The 15,208-nt window shown below is 70.8% G+C and carries 14 protein-coding genes and 1 pseudogene; 5 read left to right on the top strand and 10 right to left on the bottom strand.

The genetic code is table 11. From position 1 onward, the window contains the following. The 3 genes from ACYVE7_RS15480 to ACYVE7_RS15470 form a co-directional block, all read right to left on the bottom strand. Positions 1-719: glycosyltransferase family 2 protein (locus ACYVE7_RS15480; protein ID WP_460365389.1), on the bottom strand; the 719-nt coding region annotated here is incomplete at its 3' end. 84 nt (positions 720-803) lie between these two features. Beyond that, entirely contained in the window at positions 804-1,070 is a 267-nt protein-coding gene (locus ACYVE7_RS15475) for a WhiB family transcriptional regulator (RefSeq protein ID WP_460365388.1), read from the bottom strand. Positions 1,071-1,215: 145 nt separating this feature from the next. Next, positions 1,216-2,097 carry a hypothetical protein gene (locus tag ACYVE7_RS15470; protein WP_460365387.1) on the bottom strand — a complete coding sequence of 294 codons (882 nt, stop codon included), beginning with the start codon at positions 2,095-2,097 and terminating at the stop codon, positions 1,216-1,218. 129 nt (positions 2,098-2,226) lie between these two features. On the opposite strand from ACYVE7_RS15470, the gene cofD reads away from it, so the two are divergent. Together cofD and ACYVE7_RS15460 are read left to right on the top strand one after the other, a co-directional pair. Continuing rightward, positions 2,227-3,177, top strand: a complete 951-nt coding sequence (gene cofD, locus ACYVE7_RS15465) for a 2-phospho-L-lactate transferase (protein ID WP_460365386.1) — start codon at positions 2,227-2,229, stop codon at positions 3,175-3,177. Continuing rightward, positions 3,174-4,445, top strand: coding sequence for a coenzyme F420-0:L-glutamate ligase (locus ACYVE7_RS15460; RefSeq protein ID WP_460365385.1), 1,272 nt, complete (start codon positions 3,174-3,176; stop codon positions 4,443-4,445). The genes cofD and ACYVE7_RS15460 overlap by 4 nt, the downstream gene beginning before the upstream one ends. On the opposite strand, the gene ACYVE7_RS15455 is transcribed toward ACYVE7_RS15460, so the two are convergent. Genes ACYVE7_RS15455 through manB form a run of 4 tightly spaced genes read right to left on the bottom strand, consistent with a single transcriptional unit; the run spans position 4,432 to position 9,173 of the window. Continuing rightward, complete coding sequence (locus ACYVE7_RS15455; protein ID WP_460365384.1) at positions 4,432-4,566, bottom strand: hypothetical protein; 135 nt, start codon at positions 4,564-4,566, stop codon at positions 4,432-4,434. The two genes, ACYVE7_RS15460 and ACYVE7_RS15455, sit on opposite strands and share 14 nt — an antisense overlap. A 34-nt stretch (positions 4,567-4,600) precedes the next feature. Further along, the gene (locus ACYVE7_RS15450; RefSeq protein WP_460365383.1) at positions 4,601-7,159 is read right to left on the bottom strand and encodes a bifunctional FO biosynthesis protein CofGH; all 2,559 of its coding nucleotides are present in this window, start codon (positions 7,157-7,159) and stop codon (positions 4,601-4,603) included. Between the two features lie 49 nt (positions 7,160-7,208). Further along, entirely contained in the window at positions 7,209-8,087 is an 879-nt protein-coding gene (locus ACYVE7_RS15445) for a DNA-3-methyladenine glycosylase family protein (RefSeq protein WP_460365382.1), read from the bottom strand. Between the two features lie 18 nt (positions 8,088-8,105). Then, positions 8,106-9,173, bottom strand: a complete 1,068-nt coding sequence (manB, locus tag ACYVE7_RS15440) for a mannose-1-phosphate guanylyltransferase (RefSeq protein ID WP_460365381.1) — start codon at positions 9,171-9,173, stop codon at positions 8,106-8,108. A gap of 211 nt (positions 9,174-9,384) precedes the next feature. Here manB and trxA point away from each other — a divergent pair, with 211 nt between their 5' ends. Further along, on the top strand, positions 9,385-9,717 hold the full coding sequence (gene trxA, locus ACYVE7_RS15435) for a thioredoxin (RefSeq protein WP_460365380.1): 333 nt from the start codon (positions 9,385-9,387) through the stop codon (positions 9,715-9,717). Here the strand turns inward: trxA and ACYVE7_RS15430 are convergent. Continuing rightward, complete coding sequence (locus ACYVE7_RS15430; RefSeq protein WP_460365379.1) at positions 9,702-10,745, bottom strand: glycosyltransferase family 4 protein; 1,044 nt, start codon at positions 10,743-10,745, stop codon at positions 9,702-9,704. The genes trxA and ACYVE7_RS15430 overlap by 16 nt on opposite strands. Continuing rightward, positions 10,742-11,641, bottom strand: a complete 900-nt coding sequence (locus tag ACYVE7_RS15425) for a glycosyltransferase family 2 protein (protein ID WP_460365378.1) — start codon at positions 11,639-11,641, stop codon at positions 10,742-10,744. The genes ACYVE7_RS15430 and ACYVE7_RS15425 overlap by 4 nt, the downstream gene beginning before the upstream one ends. Before the next feature lie 121 nt (positions 11,642-11,762). Here ACYVE7_RS15425 and ACYVE7_RS15420 point away from each other — a divergent pair, with 121 nt between their 5' ends. Next, the gene (locus tag ACYVE7_RS15420; RefSeq protein ID WP_460365377.1) at positions 11,763-13,301 is read left to right on the top strand and encodes an LCP family protein; all 1,539 of its coding nucleotides are present in this window, start codon (positions 11,763-11,765) and stop codon (positions 13,299-13,301) included. 41 nt (positions 13,302-13,342) lie between these two features. Further along, positions 13,343-14,218: a glycosyltransferase gene (locus ACYVE7_RS15415; protein WP_460365376.1), complete on the top strand. Its 876-nt coding sequence runs from the start codon at positions 13,343-13,345 to the stop codon at positions 14,216-14,218. A gap of 12 nt (positions 14,219-14,230) precedes the next feature. Here ACYVE7_RS15415 and ACYVE7_RS15410 read toward each other — a convergent pair. After that, positions 14,231-15,208, bottom strand: a pseudogene (locus ACYVE7_RS15410) (hypothetical protein); the annotation flags it as partial.

The following is a 15,208-nucleotide window of genomic DNA, read 5'->3' as shown; positions in this document are numbered from 1 at the left end:
GCCCGCCGGCCGCGCGCGCTCGCCTCGGCGTGGTAGACGACCGCGTCGGAGACGGCCAGCACCCGGTGGCCCGCGGCGTGGCAGCGCCAGCCGAGGTCGATGTCGTCGCGGAACAGGCCGAACCGGGGGTCGAGGCCGCCGAGCTGGGTCCAGACGTCGCGGCGGATCAGCATCCCGGCGGAGCTGACGGCGAGGACGTCGTTGACGCCGTCGTGCTGGCCCTGGTCGAACTCGTCGCGGTCCACGCCGGTCTCGCGGCGGCCCTGGCCGTCGATCGAGACGCCGATCTCCAGGAGCAGCCTGCGGTCGTCCCAGTCGCGGAGTTTCGGTCCGGCGATCGCGACGCTCGGGTCGGCGGCGACCTGCCGGAGCAGCAGTTCCAGGGCGCGCGGCGACGGCGCGGAGTCGTCGTGGATCAGCCAGATCCATTCGACGGGTTCGGCGACGTTGACGGGGATCCGGGCGGCGGGGTGCTTCAGCCCGGCCGCGACGGCCTCGGCGTAGGGGGTGTCGGCGGGCAGCCGGAGCACGTTGCCCTGGCCGAGGACCTCGTTGAGGACAGCGGGCCCGCGGTCGGTGCTGCCGGTGTCGACGGCGACGAGCCGCTGCACCGGACGGGTCTGGGTGAGCAGGGCCTTCAGGGTGTCGGGCAGCCAGCGCGCCCCGTCGTGTGCGACGAGGACGGCGGTGACGACATGCCGTTCGAGGAGGGGGGCCACGGCTCAACTCGCAAGCTGGGGAAAAGGGGAAAGCCTCGCGGGGGTGGCCCCCGCGAGGCTGACACTCTACTGTGGCCGCTCCCCTTAGACAGCGGCGCGCTTGAGCTTGCGCCGCTCCCGTTCGGAAAGACCGCCCCAAATCCCGAACCGCTCGTCGTGCTGGAGCGCGTACTCCAGGCACTCTGTTCGAACGTCGCACGACCGGCACACCTTCTTGGCTTCACGCGTCGAGCCGCCCTTTTCCGGAAAGAAGGCTTCCGGATCGGTCTGAGCGCACAACGCGCGCTCCTGCCAGCCCAACTCTTCGCCATCGTCCGTGCCGTGCGCGAGCGGGATCACGACCTCGCCCATGCGCACCTCCCAACCGCCCCCGTGGAGCCCCCTGACTACACAGTAGAAATTACACGGGTGTAATCCCCTGCGCGTCAAGCGGAACGAGCTTGCTATGGGGCGAACACTAGGCAATGTGGTGAAAGTGGCCGCCAGGAAGCTGGGATTATTGCGGTCCTTGATCCCCGCGATACCAGTTTTGGTCGCCTTGCTGAGGCTGCGCGGGATTCTCATCGCCGTACTGGCGGGTCCAGGAGCCCTGATCCTGCGGCGGCTGCTGGCCATACTGGCCCGGCTGCTGCGGCTGACCGTAGGGCTGCTGCGGCTGCTGCTGCGGCTGGCCGTACTGGCCGGGAGGCTGCTGGCCGTACCCCGGCTGCGGCTGCGACGGGGACGGCTGGCTCCAGCCCTGCTGCTGCGGCTGCTGGGCGTACGGGTCGCCGCCGCCGAAGCCGGGCTGCGGCTGCGACGGGGAAACCTGCTGGTAGGGGTCGTTGTACTGACCCGGCTGGCCCGGCTGCTGCCCGTACGGGGCGGGCGGCTGCTGGCCGTAGACCTGGCTGCCGAGGCCACCGGGCATCTGCGCCGGACGAGGCGGCTGGAGCGCCTGGAAGTTCAGGAAGACGTAGTAGCCCGCCACCCCGGTGATCGCGAGCTTCGCGGCGCCCGTCAGAAAACCGACGATCTTCAGATTGCCGACGCCCGTGTCGTAGTACGACGAGCCGGCGGAGGCCACCAGTCCGGCGAGCAGCGACACCACGCCGAACAGCAGGCCCGCGGCCAGGACGGCCAGCGCACCGATCACGATCAGCCGCGATTGCGGGGTTTTGTCACCGAACTGCGTGACGAAAAGCACGGCGAGAACGGCCGTGACAGTGACTGTCAGACTGGTGAAGTGGCCATAACCGACCGACTCCTCCAGCGCGTTGAAGGTGAAACCACCGATCCCGAACAGGGCGACGAGACCGGCGAGAATGTTCAGGGCGGCAGCCCCGAGCAGGGCGAATGCGGCAGGTTCGCGTAGCTTCTGCAACGCTTCCTTGGACACGGGAGACTCCTGGCGGGGATCACGGGGCAAGCCATCTTTGGCCAAAGCTTGGCACAGTCCGAGCCCGGACGTCAGGTCTGCGATCATCCCGGGGACCGGCCATCGGACCGGAGATGGAACACTTGGACCGTGAGAATCGTGGTTCTGGCGGGCGGTATCGGCGGGGCGCGCTTCCTGCGCGGGCTCAAGGCGGCGGTCCCGGAGGCGGCCATTACGGTCGTCGGAAACACCGGCGACGACATCTATCTGTTCGGTCTGAAGGTCTGTCCCGATCTGGACACCGTGATGTACACCCTCGGTGAGGGCATCAACGAGGAACAGGGCTGGGGACGTCGCGACGAATCCTTCACGGTGAAGGAGGAGCTCGGCGCGTACGGGATGGAACCGCAGTGGTTCGGGCTCGGCGACCGCGACTTCGCCACCCACATCGTCCGCACCCAGATGCTCGACGCGGGCTACCCGCTCTCCCAGGTCACGGCCGCGCTGTGCGACCGGTGGCAGCCGGGCGTCACGCTGCTCCCGATGACGGACGACCGCGTCGAGACCCACGTGGTCCTCACCGACGAGCAGGGGCGGCGCGCCGTCCACTTCCAGGAGTGGTGGGTGCGGCTGCGGGCGTCGATCCCGGCCGAGGCGATCACGCCGGTCGGGGCCGAGGAGTCCCAGCCGGCGCCGGGCGTGCTGAAGGCGATCGAAGAGGCCGATTTCGTGCTGCTGCCGCCGTCGAACCCGGTGGTGAGCGTCGGGACGATCCTGTCGGTGCCGGGGATCAGGGAGGCCGTCGCCGCCAAGACCGTGGTCGGGATCTCGCCGATCATCGGGGGCGCGCCGGTGCGGGGCATGGCCGACGCCTGCCTGACCGCGATCGGGGTCGAGACTTCGGCGGCGGCCGTCGCGGCGTTCTACGGGCCCGCGCTGCTCGACGGATGGCTGGTCGCCGAAGAGGACGGGCCGCACTTCGCCGCGCCGGGCCTGGAGGAGATCGTGGTCCGGTCGCGGCCGCTGCTCATGGACTCGCCCGAGAACACGAAGGCGCTGGCCCAGGCGGCCGTCGACCTGGCCGTCGAGCTGAGCCGATGAGCGTCGAGATCCTGGCGGTGCCGGGGCTTCCCGAGGTCGCGCCGGGCGACGATCTGGCCGCGCTGATCACCGGGACGGGCGTCGAGCTGCGCGACGGGGACATCCTCGTCGTCACCTCGAAGATCGTCAGCAAGGCGGAGGGGCGGCTGATGGAGGCCGCCGACCGCGAGAAGGCGATCGACGCGGAGGCCGTCCGGGTGGTGGCCCGCAAGGGGCCGATGCGGATCGTCGAGACCCACCACGGGCTGGTCATGGCGGCGGCCGGGGTCGACGCGTCCAACACCGCGCCCGGCACGGTCCTGCTGCTGCCCGAGGACCCCGAGGCGAGCGCCGCCCGGCTCCGCGCCGCGCTCCCCGCCAGGGTCGGCGTGATCATCTCCGACACGTTCGGACGGCCGTGGCGCAACGGGCTCACCGACGTCGCGATCGGCTGCGCGGGCGTCGCGCCGCTCGACGACTTCCGCGGCCGCACCGACCCGCACGGCAACCTCCTGGAGGCGACAGTCACGGCGCTGGCCGACGAGCTCGCCTCGGCCGCCGAACTGGTCAAGGGCAAGCTGGACGGGGTGCCGGTCGCGATCGTCCGGGGGCTGCCCCAGCTCGTCCTCGACTCGGACGGGCCCGGCGCGAAGGCCCTGATCCGGCCCGCCGGTGAAGATCTCTTCCGGTTCGGCTCCGCGGACGTCCTGTACGCGCGGCGCACGATCCGCGAGTTCACCGACGCCCCGGTCGACCCTGCGGCCGTCCGCCGCGCCGTCACCGCCGCGATCACCGCTCCGGCGCCGCACCACACCACTCCGTGGCGGTTCGTCCTGCTCGAATCGCCCGAATCGCGGCTCCGTCTGCTGGACGCGATGCGCGACGCGTGGCGCGCCGACCTGGAACGCGACGGCTTCACCGAGGAGTCGATCACCAAGCGGCTGCGCCGGGGCGACGTCCTGCGCCGCGCCCCCTACCTGGTCATCCCCTGCCTGACCACGACCGGCGGCGCCCACACCTACCCCGACGACCGCCGAGCCGCCGCCGAACGCGAGATGTTCGTCGTCTCGGCGGGCGCCGCCGTCCAAAATCTCCTCGTAGCCCTGGCCGTCGAGGGCCTCGGCTCCTGCTGGGTCTCCAGCACCATGTTCTGCCGCGACACCGTCCGCGAAGCCCTCACCCTCCCCCCCGACTGGGACCCCATGGGCACCATCGGCCTCGGCCACCCCGCCACCCCCCCACTCGACCGCGCCCCCCGCACCCCGGAGCAGTTCATCACCGTCCGCTGACCTCAGCACGGTCCAGCGCGGGTGCCAGCAGGGCGAAGACCGTCTCGGCCTCGGCGGCTAAGTGCACGGCGATCGCGTCGTCGCCCAGGCTCGTCGCCTTCGGCGGCGAGTGCGACGTCACCTGCGCTCCCGCATCCGGCAGCGGGGCGCGCCCGCTACCTGGAGTCCCCGGTGGCTTGTGCGCCGAGCACAAAGAACTGCCCGATGCCGTCTGTGGCTCGGGCGGCGGTGATGCGTTCGGGGGTGGGGGTGCCGTAGGTGGTGGTGCGCTGGCGGGAGGGGCGGCCGGCGCGGGTCGCGATCGCCTCGAGGGAGGAGATGGCTTTGAAGGAGCCGTTGGCGGAGCCGGCCATGCGGGAGATCGTCTCTTCCATCAGGGTGCCGCCGAGGTCGTTGACGCCGCCCTGGAGGAGTTCGGTGCACAGGTCGTCGGAGAGCTTCACCCAGCTCGTCTGGATGTTGGAGATCGAGCCGTGGAGCAGGATGCGGGACAGGGCGTGGACGGCGCGGTTCTCGCGGATCGTCGGCCCGGGACGCGACAGTCCGGCCAGGTAGATCGGGCTGTTGTGGTGCACGAACGGCAGCAGGACGAACTCCGTGAAACCGCCCGTCTCGGACTGGATCTCGCGGAGGAGTTTCAGGTGCGCCACCCAGTGGGCGTGGGTGTCGACATGGCCGTACATCATCGTGGACGTCGTCGGCAGCCCGATCGAGTGGGCCGTCTTGACCACCTCGATCCAGGACGAAGTGGGCAGTTTGCCCTTGGTGAGCACCCAGCGGACGTCGTCGTCGAGGATCTCGGCGGCCGTGCCCGGCAGCGAGTCGACGCCCGCCTCCCGCGCGGCGATCAGCCAGTCCCGGATCGACAGATCGCTCCGGGACGCGCCGTTGACGACCTCCATCGGGCTGTAGCTGTGCAGATGGATCTGCGGCGCGCGTGACTTCACCTCGCGCGCCAGATCGAAGTAGGCGGTGCCCGGCAGGTCGGGGTGGATGCCGCCCTGCATGCAGATCTCGGTGGCGCCCGCCGCCCACGCCTGGTCGACGCGGTCGCCGACCTGCGCGAGAGACAGCGAGTAGGCGTCGGCGTCGGTGCGGCGCTGGGCGAACGCGCAGAACCGGCAGCCGGTGTAGCAGACGTTGGTGAAGTTGATGTTCCTGGTGACGACGTAGGTGACGTCGTCACCGACGGCCTCGCGGCGCAGGTCGTCGGCGAGGCGGGCGAGGGCGTCCAGTTCGGGGCCTTCGGCCTGGAGCAGGGCGAGGGCGTGCTCGTCGGACAGGCCGCCGGGGTTCTTCTCGGCGGCCGCCAGGGCCGCCTTGACGTCGGCGTCGAACCGTTCGGGGGTGTGGACCCTGTCCTTGAGAGCGTTCCAGTCGCCGTAGACCTCGTCGAAGTCGTCGCGCCGGTCGCCGGTCCGTCCGGTGGTGTCGATCTCGACGTGCAGGTCGGTGCGGCCGGTCGCGGCGAACCCGCCGTCGGGTTCCTGCCAGGGACGTCCCTGCACGACGGCGTCCTCGCGGGCGAGGCCGTCGGGGCCCGCCAGGGCGTGGACGTGCGCGAGGAGCCTCGGGTCGAGCCAGGGCTCGCCCTTCTTCACGTACTCGGGGTAGATCGTCAGCCGTTCCCGCAGGGTGAATCCGGCGGCGGCGGTGCGCTCGGCCAGCTCGTCGATCTGCGGCCAGGGCCGTTCGGGGTTCACATGGTCGGGCGTCAGCGGGGAGACTCCGCCCCAGTCGTCGATCCCGGCCCTGATCATCAGGGCGTACTCGGAGTCGACGAGGTTGGGCGGGGCCTGGATTCTGGCCTTCGGGCCGAGCAGGATCCGGGCGACGGCGATGGTGGCGGCCAGCTCGGAGAGTTCGGCGTCGGGCGTGGCCATCATCGCAGTGTCGGGTTTGGCCCGGAAGTTCTGGATGATCACTTCCTGGATCGCGCCGTACTCGCGCAGGGTCCGGCGGATCGCGAACAGCGACTCGGCGCGCTCCTCGATCGTCTCGCCGATCCCGATGAGGATCCCGGTGGTGAACGGGACGTTGCAGCGTCCGGCGTCCTCCAGCACCCGGAGCCGGACCGCCGGCTCCTTGTCGGGCGAGCCGTAGTGCGGGCCGCCCTTCTCGCTCCAGAGCCTGGTCGCGGTGGTCTCGAGCATCATCCCCATGGACGGCGCGACGGGCTTGAGCCGCTGGAAGTCGCGCCAGCTCAGCACGCCGGGGTTGAGGTGGGGCAGCAGCCCGGTCTCCTCCAGCACCCGGACGGCCATCGCCCGGACGTAGGAGAGCGTGTCGTCGTAGCCGTGGGCGTCGAGCCATTCCTTGGCGGCGTCCCAGCGGTCCTCGGGGCGGTCGCCGAGGGTGAACAGGGCCTCTTTGCAGCCGAGGGCCGCGCCCTGCCGGGCGATGTCGAGGACCTCGTCGGGGCTGAGGAACGGGGCGGGAAGTTTGTGGGGTACTGTCGCGAAAGTGCAGTAGTGGCAGCGGTCCCGGCAGAGCCGGGTCAGCGGGATGAACACCTTGCGGCTGTAGGTGATCACTCCCGGCCTGCCCGCCGCCTCCAGCCCGGAGTCCCGGGTGCGGGAGGCGTAGCCGAGCAGCTCTTCGAGCTGAGGCCCGCGCGCGTGCAGGAGGATGGTGGCCTCGGCCTGGTCGAGGGTCTTGCCGTCCCGGGCGCGGGCGAGGGCCCGGCGCATTCCCGACTCGTTCACGCTCTCCATAGGGCGCACTCTATGCCAAGCGTCATATTGGGCGACAGGGGGAGGGCGCTCAGAACGACCGGTAGTCGCGTGTGCTCATCCGGGGGCCGCGGCGCGGCGGCTTCGCACCGTCCAGCATGATCAGGACGGCGGCGCGGTGCCGCTGGCCCGCGTAGGGCTCCAGCAGCCGGAGCATCCCGGCGTCGTCGGTCTTCCGGCCGGTCAGCGCGTAGCCCACGATGCCCGGCAGGTGGTAGTCGCCGATCGACAGGGCGTCGGGGTCGCCCAGGGCCCGCTGCCTGACCTCGGCGGTGGTCCACGGCCCGATCCCGGGCAGCAGCGGCAGCCGCTCGGGCGCCGACTCCAGCTCGTACCGCGACGCCCGGATGATCGTCTGCGCCCGGACGGCCTCGATCCCCGACTTGTGCCACTCCCAGGACGGGATCTTCGCCCACTCCGCCTGCGGCGGCGGCACCCGCATCTCGGGCGCGCCCGGCGCGGGCTCCCCGAAGGTCCGCAGCAGATATCCCCAGGCCCGGTACGCCTCGACGGCCGTCACCTTCTGCTCCAGGACGGCCGGGACCAGCGCCTCGAACACCCGCCTGGTCCGCCCGATCCGCAGCCCCGGCCGGTTCTTGAACGCCTCCGCCACCACGTCGTGGTGCGGGGTGAACTCCTCCGGGAGGTCGGCGGCGCCGAGCAGTTCGGGCAGGCCGTCCAGCAGCCACTGCGCGCCCGGCCCCCACGCCGTCCCGACGATCTCGGGGGCCCGTCCGGCGATCCGGAGCGTCCCGGGGCCGTCCGGGGTGTGGGACGTGCGCCACACCGCCCCGTCCGGAGCGATCCGGAACGCGGGATCCCGCGGCCCGCGCGCGTGCGGCGCCAGCGCCCCCTTAACGCTCAGCGGCCAGGGCGCCCGCCAGACCCGCTCGCTTCCCCCCGAAGCCATACCGCCCAGACTAAGCCGTCAGACGTCGCTGGACATGCGGACGGCCGTGGGCGGGAGTTCGATGCCCGGCCAGAGGCGCAGGCCGTCGCCGAGTTCGTTGCCGGGGCCGACGACCGCGCCGTCACCGAGGATCGCGCCGTCGAGCATCGCGCCGGAGGCGACCTTGGCGCCGCGGCCGAGCACGGAGTTGCGGATCCAGGCGCCCTTGGCGACGACGGCCTCATCGAAGATCACGCTGCCGGAGACCGTGGAGCCGGCCTCGACGACCGCACCCGCCCCGACGATCGTCCCGTCGGTGATCACGGCGCGCGGGGAGACGTGCGAGCCCTCCAGGGCCAGCGACGGTCCCGGCTCGCCGGGCAGCGCGGGCGACGCCAGCTCGCCGAGCACCAGGTCGCAGGAGCCGCGGACGAACGCCGCCGGGGTCCCCACGTCCAGCCAGTAGGCGGGGTCCACGAACCCCATGACGGTCTCGCCGGCGGCGATCAGGCCGGGGAAGGTCTCGCGTTCGACGGAGACGACCTCGCCGGGCGGGATCGTGTCGATGACGTCGCGGCGGAACACGTACGAGCCCGCGTTGATCCGGTTGGTGACCGGGTGGTTGGTCTTCTCCAGGAACGCGGTGACACGCCCGTTGCCGTCGGTCGGCACGCAGCCGAACCGCGACGGGTCGTCGACCTCGGTCAGGTGGAGGGTGACGGCCGCCTGCGCCTCCCTGTGCAGGGCGACCTGCGCGGGGATGGAGTGGCCGGTGAGGATGTCGCCGTTGAGGATGAGCACCGGGTCCTCGGGGGCGCTCTTCAGCGCCTCGGCGGCGTTGCGGATGGCGCCGCCGGTGCCGAGCGGCTGCTTCTCCACGACGTAGCAGAGTTCGACGCCGTAGGCCTCGGTGCCGAAGGCCGCCTCGAACATCTCCGCGCGGTAGGAGGTAGCGAACACGATCCGGGTGATCCCCGCCGCGCTGGCCATCGCCAGCTGATGCGCCAGGAACGGCACGCCGGCCGTGGGCAGCAGCGGCTTGGGGGTGGAGATCGTCAACGGCCTGAGCCGTGTTCCCCGCCCACCAACCAACAGAATCGCTTCCACGCCCCCGCCTTTCTGGAAATGTCGGGCTTGGTCATCGTTTTAATACGGAGAGCCTACCGACCGGATGCCGCGCTCAAGTCTCATCAGGTGAACACGCGGCTGCCCGGATCTCCCCCGACGGGAATGAAACGCGGTGCGGGATCCTTGTCCCCGACGAGCCAGCCCCGCACGTGCCGCCCGAGCACGTCGCTCCGCGCGAGAGGAACCCCCAGTGAGCGCACTGACGCCCGATGTGACCGACGCGACCTTCGACGCCGAGGTCCTGAAGTCCGAGACCCCCGTCCTGGTCGACTTCTGGGCCACCTGGTGCGGCCCCTGCCGGATGGTCGCCCCGGTCCTGGAGCAGATCGCGGCCGAGTACGAAGGCAAGCTCAAGATCGTCAAGGTGGACATCGACGTCAACCCGGAGATCGTCCGCAACTACGCGATCATGGGCGCGCCCACCCTGAACCTGTACGTCGGGGGCGAGGTCCAGAAGCAGATCGTCGGGGCCAAGCCCAAGCGCGTGATCCTCAAGGAGATCGAGGACTACCTTCCGGCCTGAAGCAGTTCGGCCAGGTAGCGACGCCACAGGGGTTCCGGGTCGGTCGGCGCCACCCGGAACCGCCCTGGATCGGCGTAGAACTCCTCGATGGCCGCGCGGAGCGAGCGGGGGTCGCCAGGGTCGGCGAGCAGGCCGTCCACGCCCGGCCTGATCAGGGCGGGGAACTCCCCCACCCGGGTCGCGATCACCGGGACGCCGTGCGCGAAGCCCAGCGCGACGTTCTGCGAGGCCGTCGCGGCCCGGTAGGGCAGCACCAGGGCGTCGGCCCGGTCGAACAGGCCCGCGATCTTCGCGGCGGGCACGTAGCCGGGCCGGAACTCCACGGCGCGTCCCCCGGCCAGGGATCTGGCGGCCGCCAGGCCGTTCCAGAACTCGCCCGCCACCGTCAGGGCGATCTCTGCGGGCAGGGCGCGCAGGAGCACGTCCAGGCCCTTGTAGGGGCGGACGGCGCCGAAGAACAGCAGCCTTCCCCGCACCCCCGGCACGCGGTCGCCGCCGACCGACGGCAGGTGCGGCGGCAGCTCCGCCACCCGGGCCGGACATCCCGCCAGCTCATCGGACAGGGCTGCCTGTGCCGCCGAGTGCGTCAGCACCCCGTCAGTCCGGCGCAGCAGCGCCCGCACCAGCGGCCGGTCGAACGGCCGTGCCTCGTGCGGCAGGACGTTGTGGCAGAGCGCCACCGGCGTGGTGCGGCCGCCGAGCCCGGCCAGAAGCGCCAGATACGCCGGGATCTGCACCGTTGACACCAGCACGCAGACGACCAGGTCGTGGCCGCGCATCCGCCGTCCGGCGCGCACCCAGCCGTCCGGCCGCCGCCACGACAGCGCGTGCCGGGTGACGGGGAACGGCTCGCCCTCCGGCACCGTGATCGTCTGGACGCCCGGGTAGAGCAGGGCCGGGTACTGCGCCCGCCACGACTCCACGACCACCTCATGGCCGTCCGCCGCCAGCCGGTGCGCCAGCTCCGCCGTGTGCCGCGCCACCCCGCCCTTCGCCGGGAAAACGGGCCCGACCAGCGCGATCCTCATGCGCCGCGCGACCGGACGATCAGATCGGCGAGCAGCGCCAGCGACGCCACCAGCAGCCCCGTCACCAGCACCAGCAGCGTGTTGTTCGACAGGTAGAACAGGTTGTGGACGAACTGGTCCACGACGCTCTTCACCACGCCGATCGCCAGCAGCCAGAGCGCCAGCGGCATCAGCACCTTCAGCGGGTTGAAGTACAGGACCATCCGGAGCACCTGCAGGATGTACCGGTAGACGTCCGAGCTCCACTTGAACTTCGACTTCCCGGACCGCTTGTAGTAGTCGACGGGCACGTACCGCACCTCGTGGTCGTCGCAGAGGAACGCCAGCGTGATCGTGGTGACGCAGGAGAACCCAGGCGGCAGCAGCCGCAGGTAGGGCAGGGCGACGTCGCGGCGGAACGCCCGCAGCCCGGAGTTCAGGTCGGGGATCTCGGCCCCCGACAGCCGTTCGGCGATCTTCCTGATCACCCATTTGGCGGGCACCCGCAGGAACTTGACGCGTCCGGCCTCGCCGCGCCGCGCCCCCACCACCTGGTCGACCGTCGGGTCGTCGTCCAGCACTCTGACCAGCTCGGGGATCAGTTCGTTGGGGTAGGTGAGGTCGGCGTCGGTCCAGACGACGATGTCGCCGCGCGCCGTCTGCGAGCCGATCCGCCGGACGGTGCCGACGCCGCCGTTCCGCGTCCTGGCGATCACCTGGAGGTGCGGGTGGGCGGGCTGGGCGTCGCGGAGCCGGGCCAGGGTGGCGTCGGAGGAGCGGTCGTCGAACGCCAGCAGCTCGTAGGTCATGCCGCTGTCGTCCAGGGCCTCGCAGATCCGCGCGACCTCCGCCACCACGTGGTCCTGCTCGTTGTAGCAGGGGAGGATCACCGACACGTGCACGGACTCGGAGCTCACGTGACCCAAGGTAGTCGTTGCTGCTCAGTTGCCCGTCTTATCCCTTCGCTTGGCACTCATATTACATTTCGGGCAAGATACGACATCTGCCTTATTGCGAGCGAGAAACGCGGGGACCCGGATGCACGGCTCGGTCGACACCGATTTCAGTTTTCTGGAGGGCTCTCCCACGGAGACCGTCGTCGACGCGCCCGTCACGACCGGGGGTCACCGCCGTCCCAAGCGCAAGCGGAAAGTCGCCAAGTGGACGGCGATCGGCGTCGCCGGAACCCTGCTCCTGGGCGGCGGCGCGGCCACCGCGCTCCTGATGTCCCTGGACCCCCGGCTGCCCGATCTGCCCGAGGTGACAGGCACCCGGCCGCCCAAACCCGCCAACAACGCCATGAACATCCTGATCATGGGCACGGACACCCGGGACGGCGCCAACGACAAGTACGGGCGACAGGGCGAGGGCGAACGCTCCGACACCACGATCCTGCTGCACCTGTCGGCAACCGGCGACAAGGCCGTCGCGCTCAGCTTCCCGCGCGACTCCATGGTCAAGATCCCCGACTGCGAGACCGGGGGGAAGACCGTGACCGGCCGCACCGACATGATCAATTCGGCCTTCGCCTATGGCGGCGCGGCCTGCACCGTGAAGACGATTGAAACTCTCACCCAGATCCGTATTGATCATTTTCTCAAGGTCGACTTCACCGGATTCAAGGGCATCGTCGACGCCCTCGGCGGTGTCGAGATCTGCGCGCCCGCACCGATCAACGACCGCGATTCCAAGCTGGTGATCGAAAGGGCCGGTCTCCAGACGATCAATGGCGAGCAGGCGCTCGGTTGGGTGCGGGTCCGGCACATCGGCGACGGCACCGACATCGGCCGGATCCAGCGCCAGCAGCAGTTCCTCGCCTCCGTCATGAAGAAGGCGACCAGCACCGGGGTCCTCGGCAACCCGGTCAAGCTGACCAAACTGATCCGTGCGACGTCCAGTTCGATGGCGGCGGACAGGGGCTTCGGGATGAAGACCATGCTGTCGCTCGGCGCGAAGCTCAAGGACGTGAACCTCGACAAGATCGAGTTCAAGACCGTCCCGTGGCGTTACGCGACCACCGAGGAGCGCCAGGCCAGCAAGCTGAACAACGGCCGCGTCTTCTGGACCGACGACGCCTACACGCTGTTCGACGCGATCCGGCTCGACAACAAGCTCCCCGCCCAGCCGAAGACCAGGCCCAAGCCCCCGGCCGGCTCCGCCACCACCTCGTCCGCCACCGCCTCGACCGCCGACGCCACGACCCCCGCGAAGCCGCTTCCCCCGGCCAGGATCAAGGTCAAGGTCTACAACGGCACCTCGACCAAGGGCCTGGCCGGACGGGCCGTCGCGACCCTGACGTCCCGCAAGTACACGGCGTCGCTCGGCTCGACCACGACCTACGGCGACGGCACCCTGGCCAAGACCGTGATCCGGTACGGGCCGGGCGGGAAGGCCGCGGCCGTCCAGTTCGCGGCGCTCGTGCCCGGCGCGAAGATCGGCCCCGACGCGAAGAGCGCGCCCGGCACCGTCCACCTCTATCTGGGCGCCGACTTCAAGGACTTCAGCACCGCCGGGCTCGCGCTGCCCGAGGTCGCCGGGCAGTTCAAGGCCAGCGACGACATCTGCAAGGTGCGATGATGAGGTAGGCCGTCATCCTCGTCCCCCGAAGAGAGCCGTTAGTGATCGTCGCCGTTGTCGCCACCCGGAACCGCCGCGAGCTGCTCGCCGAATGCCTGGCAGGGGTGTTCGACCAGGCGATGCAGCCGGATGCCGTCGTCGTGGTGGACAGCGCCTCCGACGACGGGACGGCCGACCTGGTCAGGTCCGATTTCCCGGACGTCACCCTGCTGGAGCTGCCCGTCGACCGGGGTTCGGCGGGCGCGTTCACGGCGGGCGTCCAGGCGGCGTTGAAGCTCGACGCCCAGCGGATCTGGCTGCTCGCCGACGCCGCGCTGCCGGAGTCCGACGCCCTGGCCGAGCTGGTGAAGGCCGCCGACGGCACCGCTCTGGTGACCAGCCGCATCGTCTGGACCGACGGCCGCGACCATCCGATGAACACGCCGCGCGTCAAGCCGTGGGCGACGACCGCCGAGCTGACTTTCGCGGCCCGGGTCGGGTGTCTGCCGATCCGCAGCGCTTCGTTCGTCAGTGTCCTGCTGGACGCGGCGACGGTCCGTGAGCGTGGCCTGCCCGTCGCCGACTACTTCCACAAGAACACCGATTTCGAGTTCACGACCAGGCTGCTGCGCGGCCACATCGGCTTGCTGTGCGGCGACAGTGTCGTCACCCACCAGACCGAGTTCTTCAGCGAGACCGACCCCGAGCCCGGCGAGACCTTCTTCTACGAGGTCCGCAACAAGATCTGGCAGTTCACCCGCTCCCCCGGCCTGGCCCCCCTGGAACGCCTCCTCTACGCGGGCGCCACCACCCGCCGCTGGCTCCGCATCTACCTCCGCTCCACCGACCGCGCCACTCTCCGCACCACCTTCACCCAAGGCACCCGAGCCGCCCTCCGCACCCGCCCCCGCCCCAACAAAGACCTCTTCCACTCCTAGATCCGGGAAGTCCTACGGCTGGAAGGGCAAGGACATCCAGAGGGAGGCGGTTAGGGGGAGGGTGGATTTGGGGCGGGTGTCGGGGGTGTGGGTGTCTTGGCGGGTGTGGAGGTCGAGGAGTTGGGTGGGGGCGCCGTAGGGGAGGACTTCGGCGGAGGTGGCGGCGAGGAGGACGGGGCGGCGGCCCAGGGACTGGACGCGTTGGGCGATGCGGGTGACGTCCGTGGGGGTGGCCGGGTCCAGGCGGGCGGCGGGCAGGCCGCAGCTGCTGCGGATGATCGGGGCGAAACGGTCTGAGGTGGTGCGGTCGAGGATGAGGACCGAAGCGCCTTGGCCGAGGGAACGGCACAGGACGCGGACGGCGCGGGCCTCGCCCCTGTCGACGGGCTTGAACATCAGGCCGACCGAGCCGTAGGCGACGGGCGCGGCCAGGACGAAACTGCCGGTCAGGGCCGCCACGAACGTCACGGTGCGGCCGTAGCCGAGCCGGCGGATCCGGCGGGTCGCCCAGGCGAGGGTCCAGACGGCGAACAGCAGGATCGCCGGGATCACCACCGGCACCAGCACCCGCGACGCCCACGGCTGGTCCGGTTCGGTGTCCGGCCACAGGAGCGTCACCACGGTCGTCGGGCCCAGCACCAGGAACGGCAGCACCCATTCGGGTGATCCGCGCTGGAGGAGGCGGCGCAGCAGGAGCGCCGCCCCGAACGTCGCCAGCAGCACCGCCGGAATCCCCAGATACCAGACCACCCAGTACAGCGACAGCTCGGCGTACTGCCTGCTCCCGTCAGCGGCCCGGACGGTCTGCAGGTAGGGCCGCGCCGCGAACCCGATCATCAGCAGGACGGTCAGCACCGCCGCGACGTCCGGCAGCCGCCCGCCCGCCACGAGGTCCCCGGCCCGCCGGAACCGCACCGGCCAGACCCTGGCCACGCCCACCAGCACGGCCGTCGCCGCCACCACGCAGCCCGAGCCGATCAGCAGCACGCG

Source organism: Actinocorallia lasiicapitis (assembly GCF_054778695.1).
The sequence above is the reverse complement of the archived record's forward strand: the minus strand, read 5'-3'. Positions and strand labels throughout refer to the sequence as shown.

What these genes read in the sequence shown, in the direction of transcription:
- ACYVE7_RS15475 (WP_460365388.1), bottom strand. Translation starts at nt 1,070, where the DNA reads ATGGGCGAGGTCGTGATCCCGCTCGCGCACGGCACGGACGATGGCGAA.
- ACYVE7_RS15460 (WP_460365385.1), top strand. Translation starts at nt 3,174, where the DNA reads ATGAGCGTCGAGATCCTGGCGGTGCCGGGGCTTCCCGAGGTCGCGCCG.
- ACYVE7_RS15450 (WP_460365383.1), bottom strand. Translation starts at nt 7,159, where the DNA reads ATGGAGAGCGTGAACGAGTCGGGAATGCGCCGGGCCCTCGCCCGCGCC.
- ACYVE7_RS15445 (WP_460365382.1), bottom strand. Translation starts at nt 8,087, where the DNA reads ATGGCTTCGGGGGGAAGCGAGCGGGTCTGGCGGGCGCCCTGGCCGCTG.
- ACYVE7_RS15430 (WP_460365379.1), bottom strand. Translation starts at nt 10,745, where the DNA reads ATGAGGATCGCGCTGGTCGGGCCCGTTTTCCCGGCGAAGGGCGGGGTG.
- ACYVE7_RS15420 (WP_460365377.1), top strand. Translation starts at nt 11,763, where the DNA reads ATGCACGGCTCGGTCGACACCGATTTCAGTTTTCTGGAGGGCTCTCCC.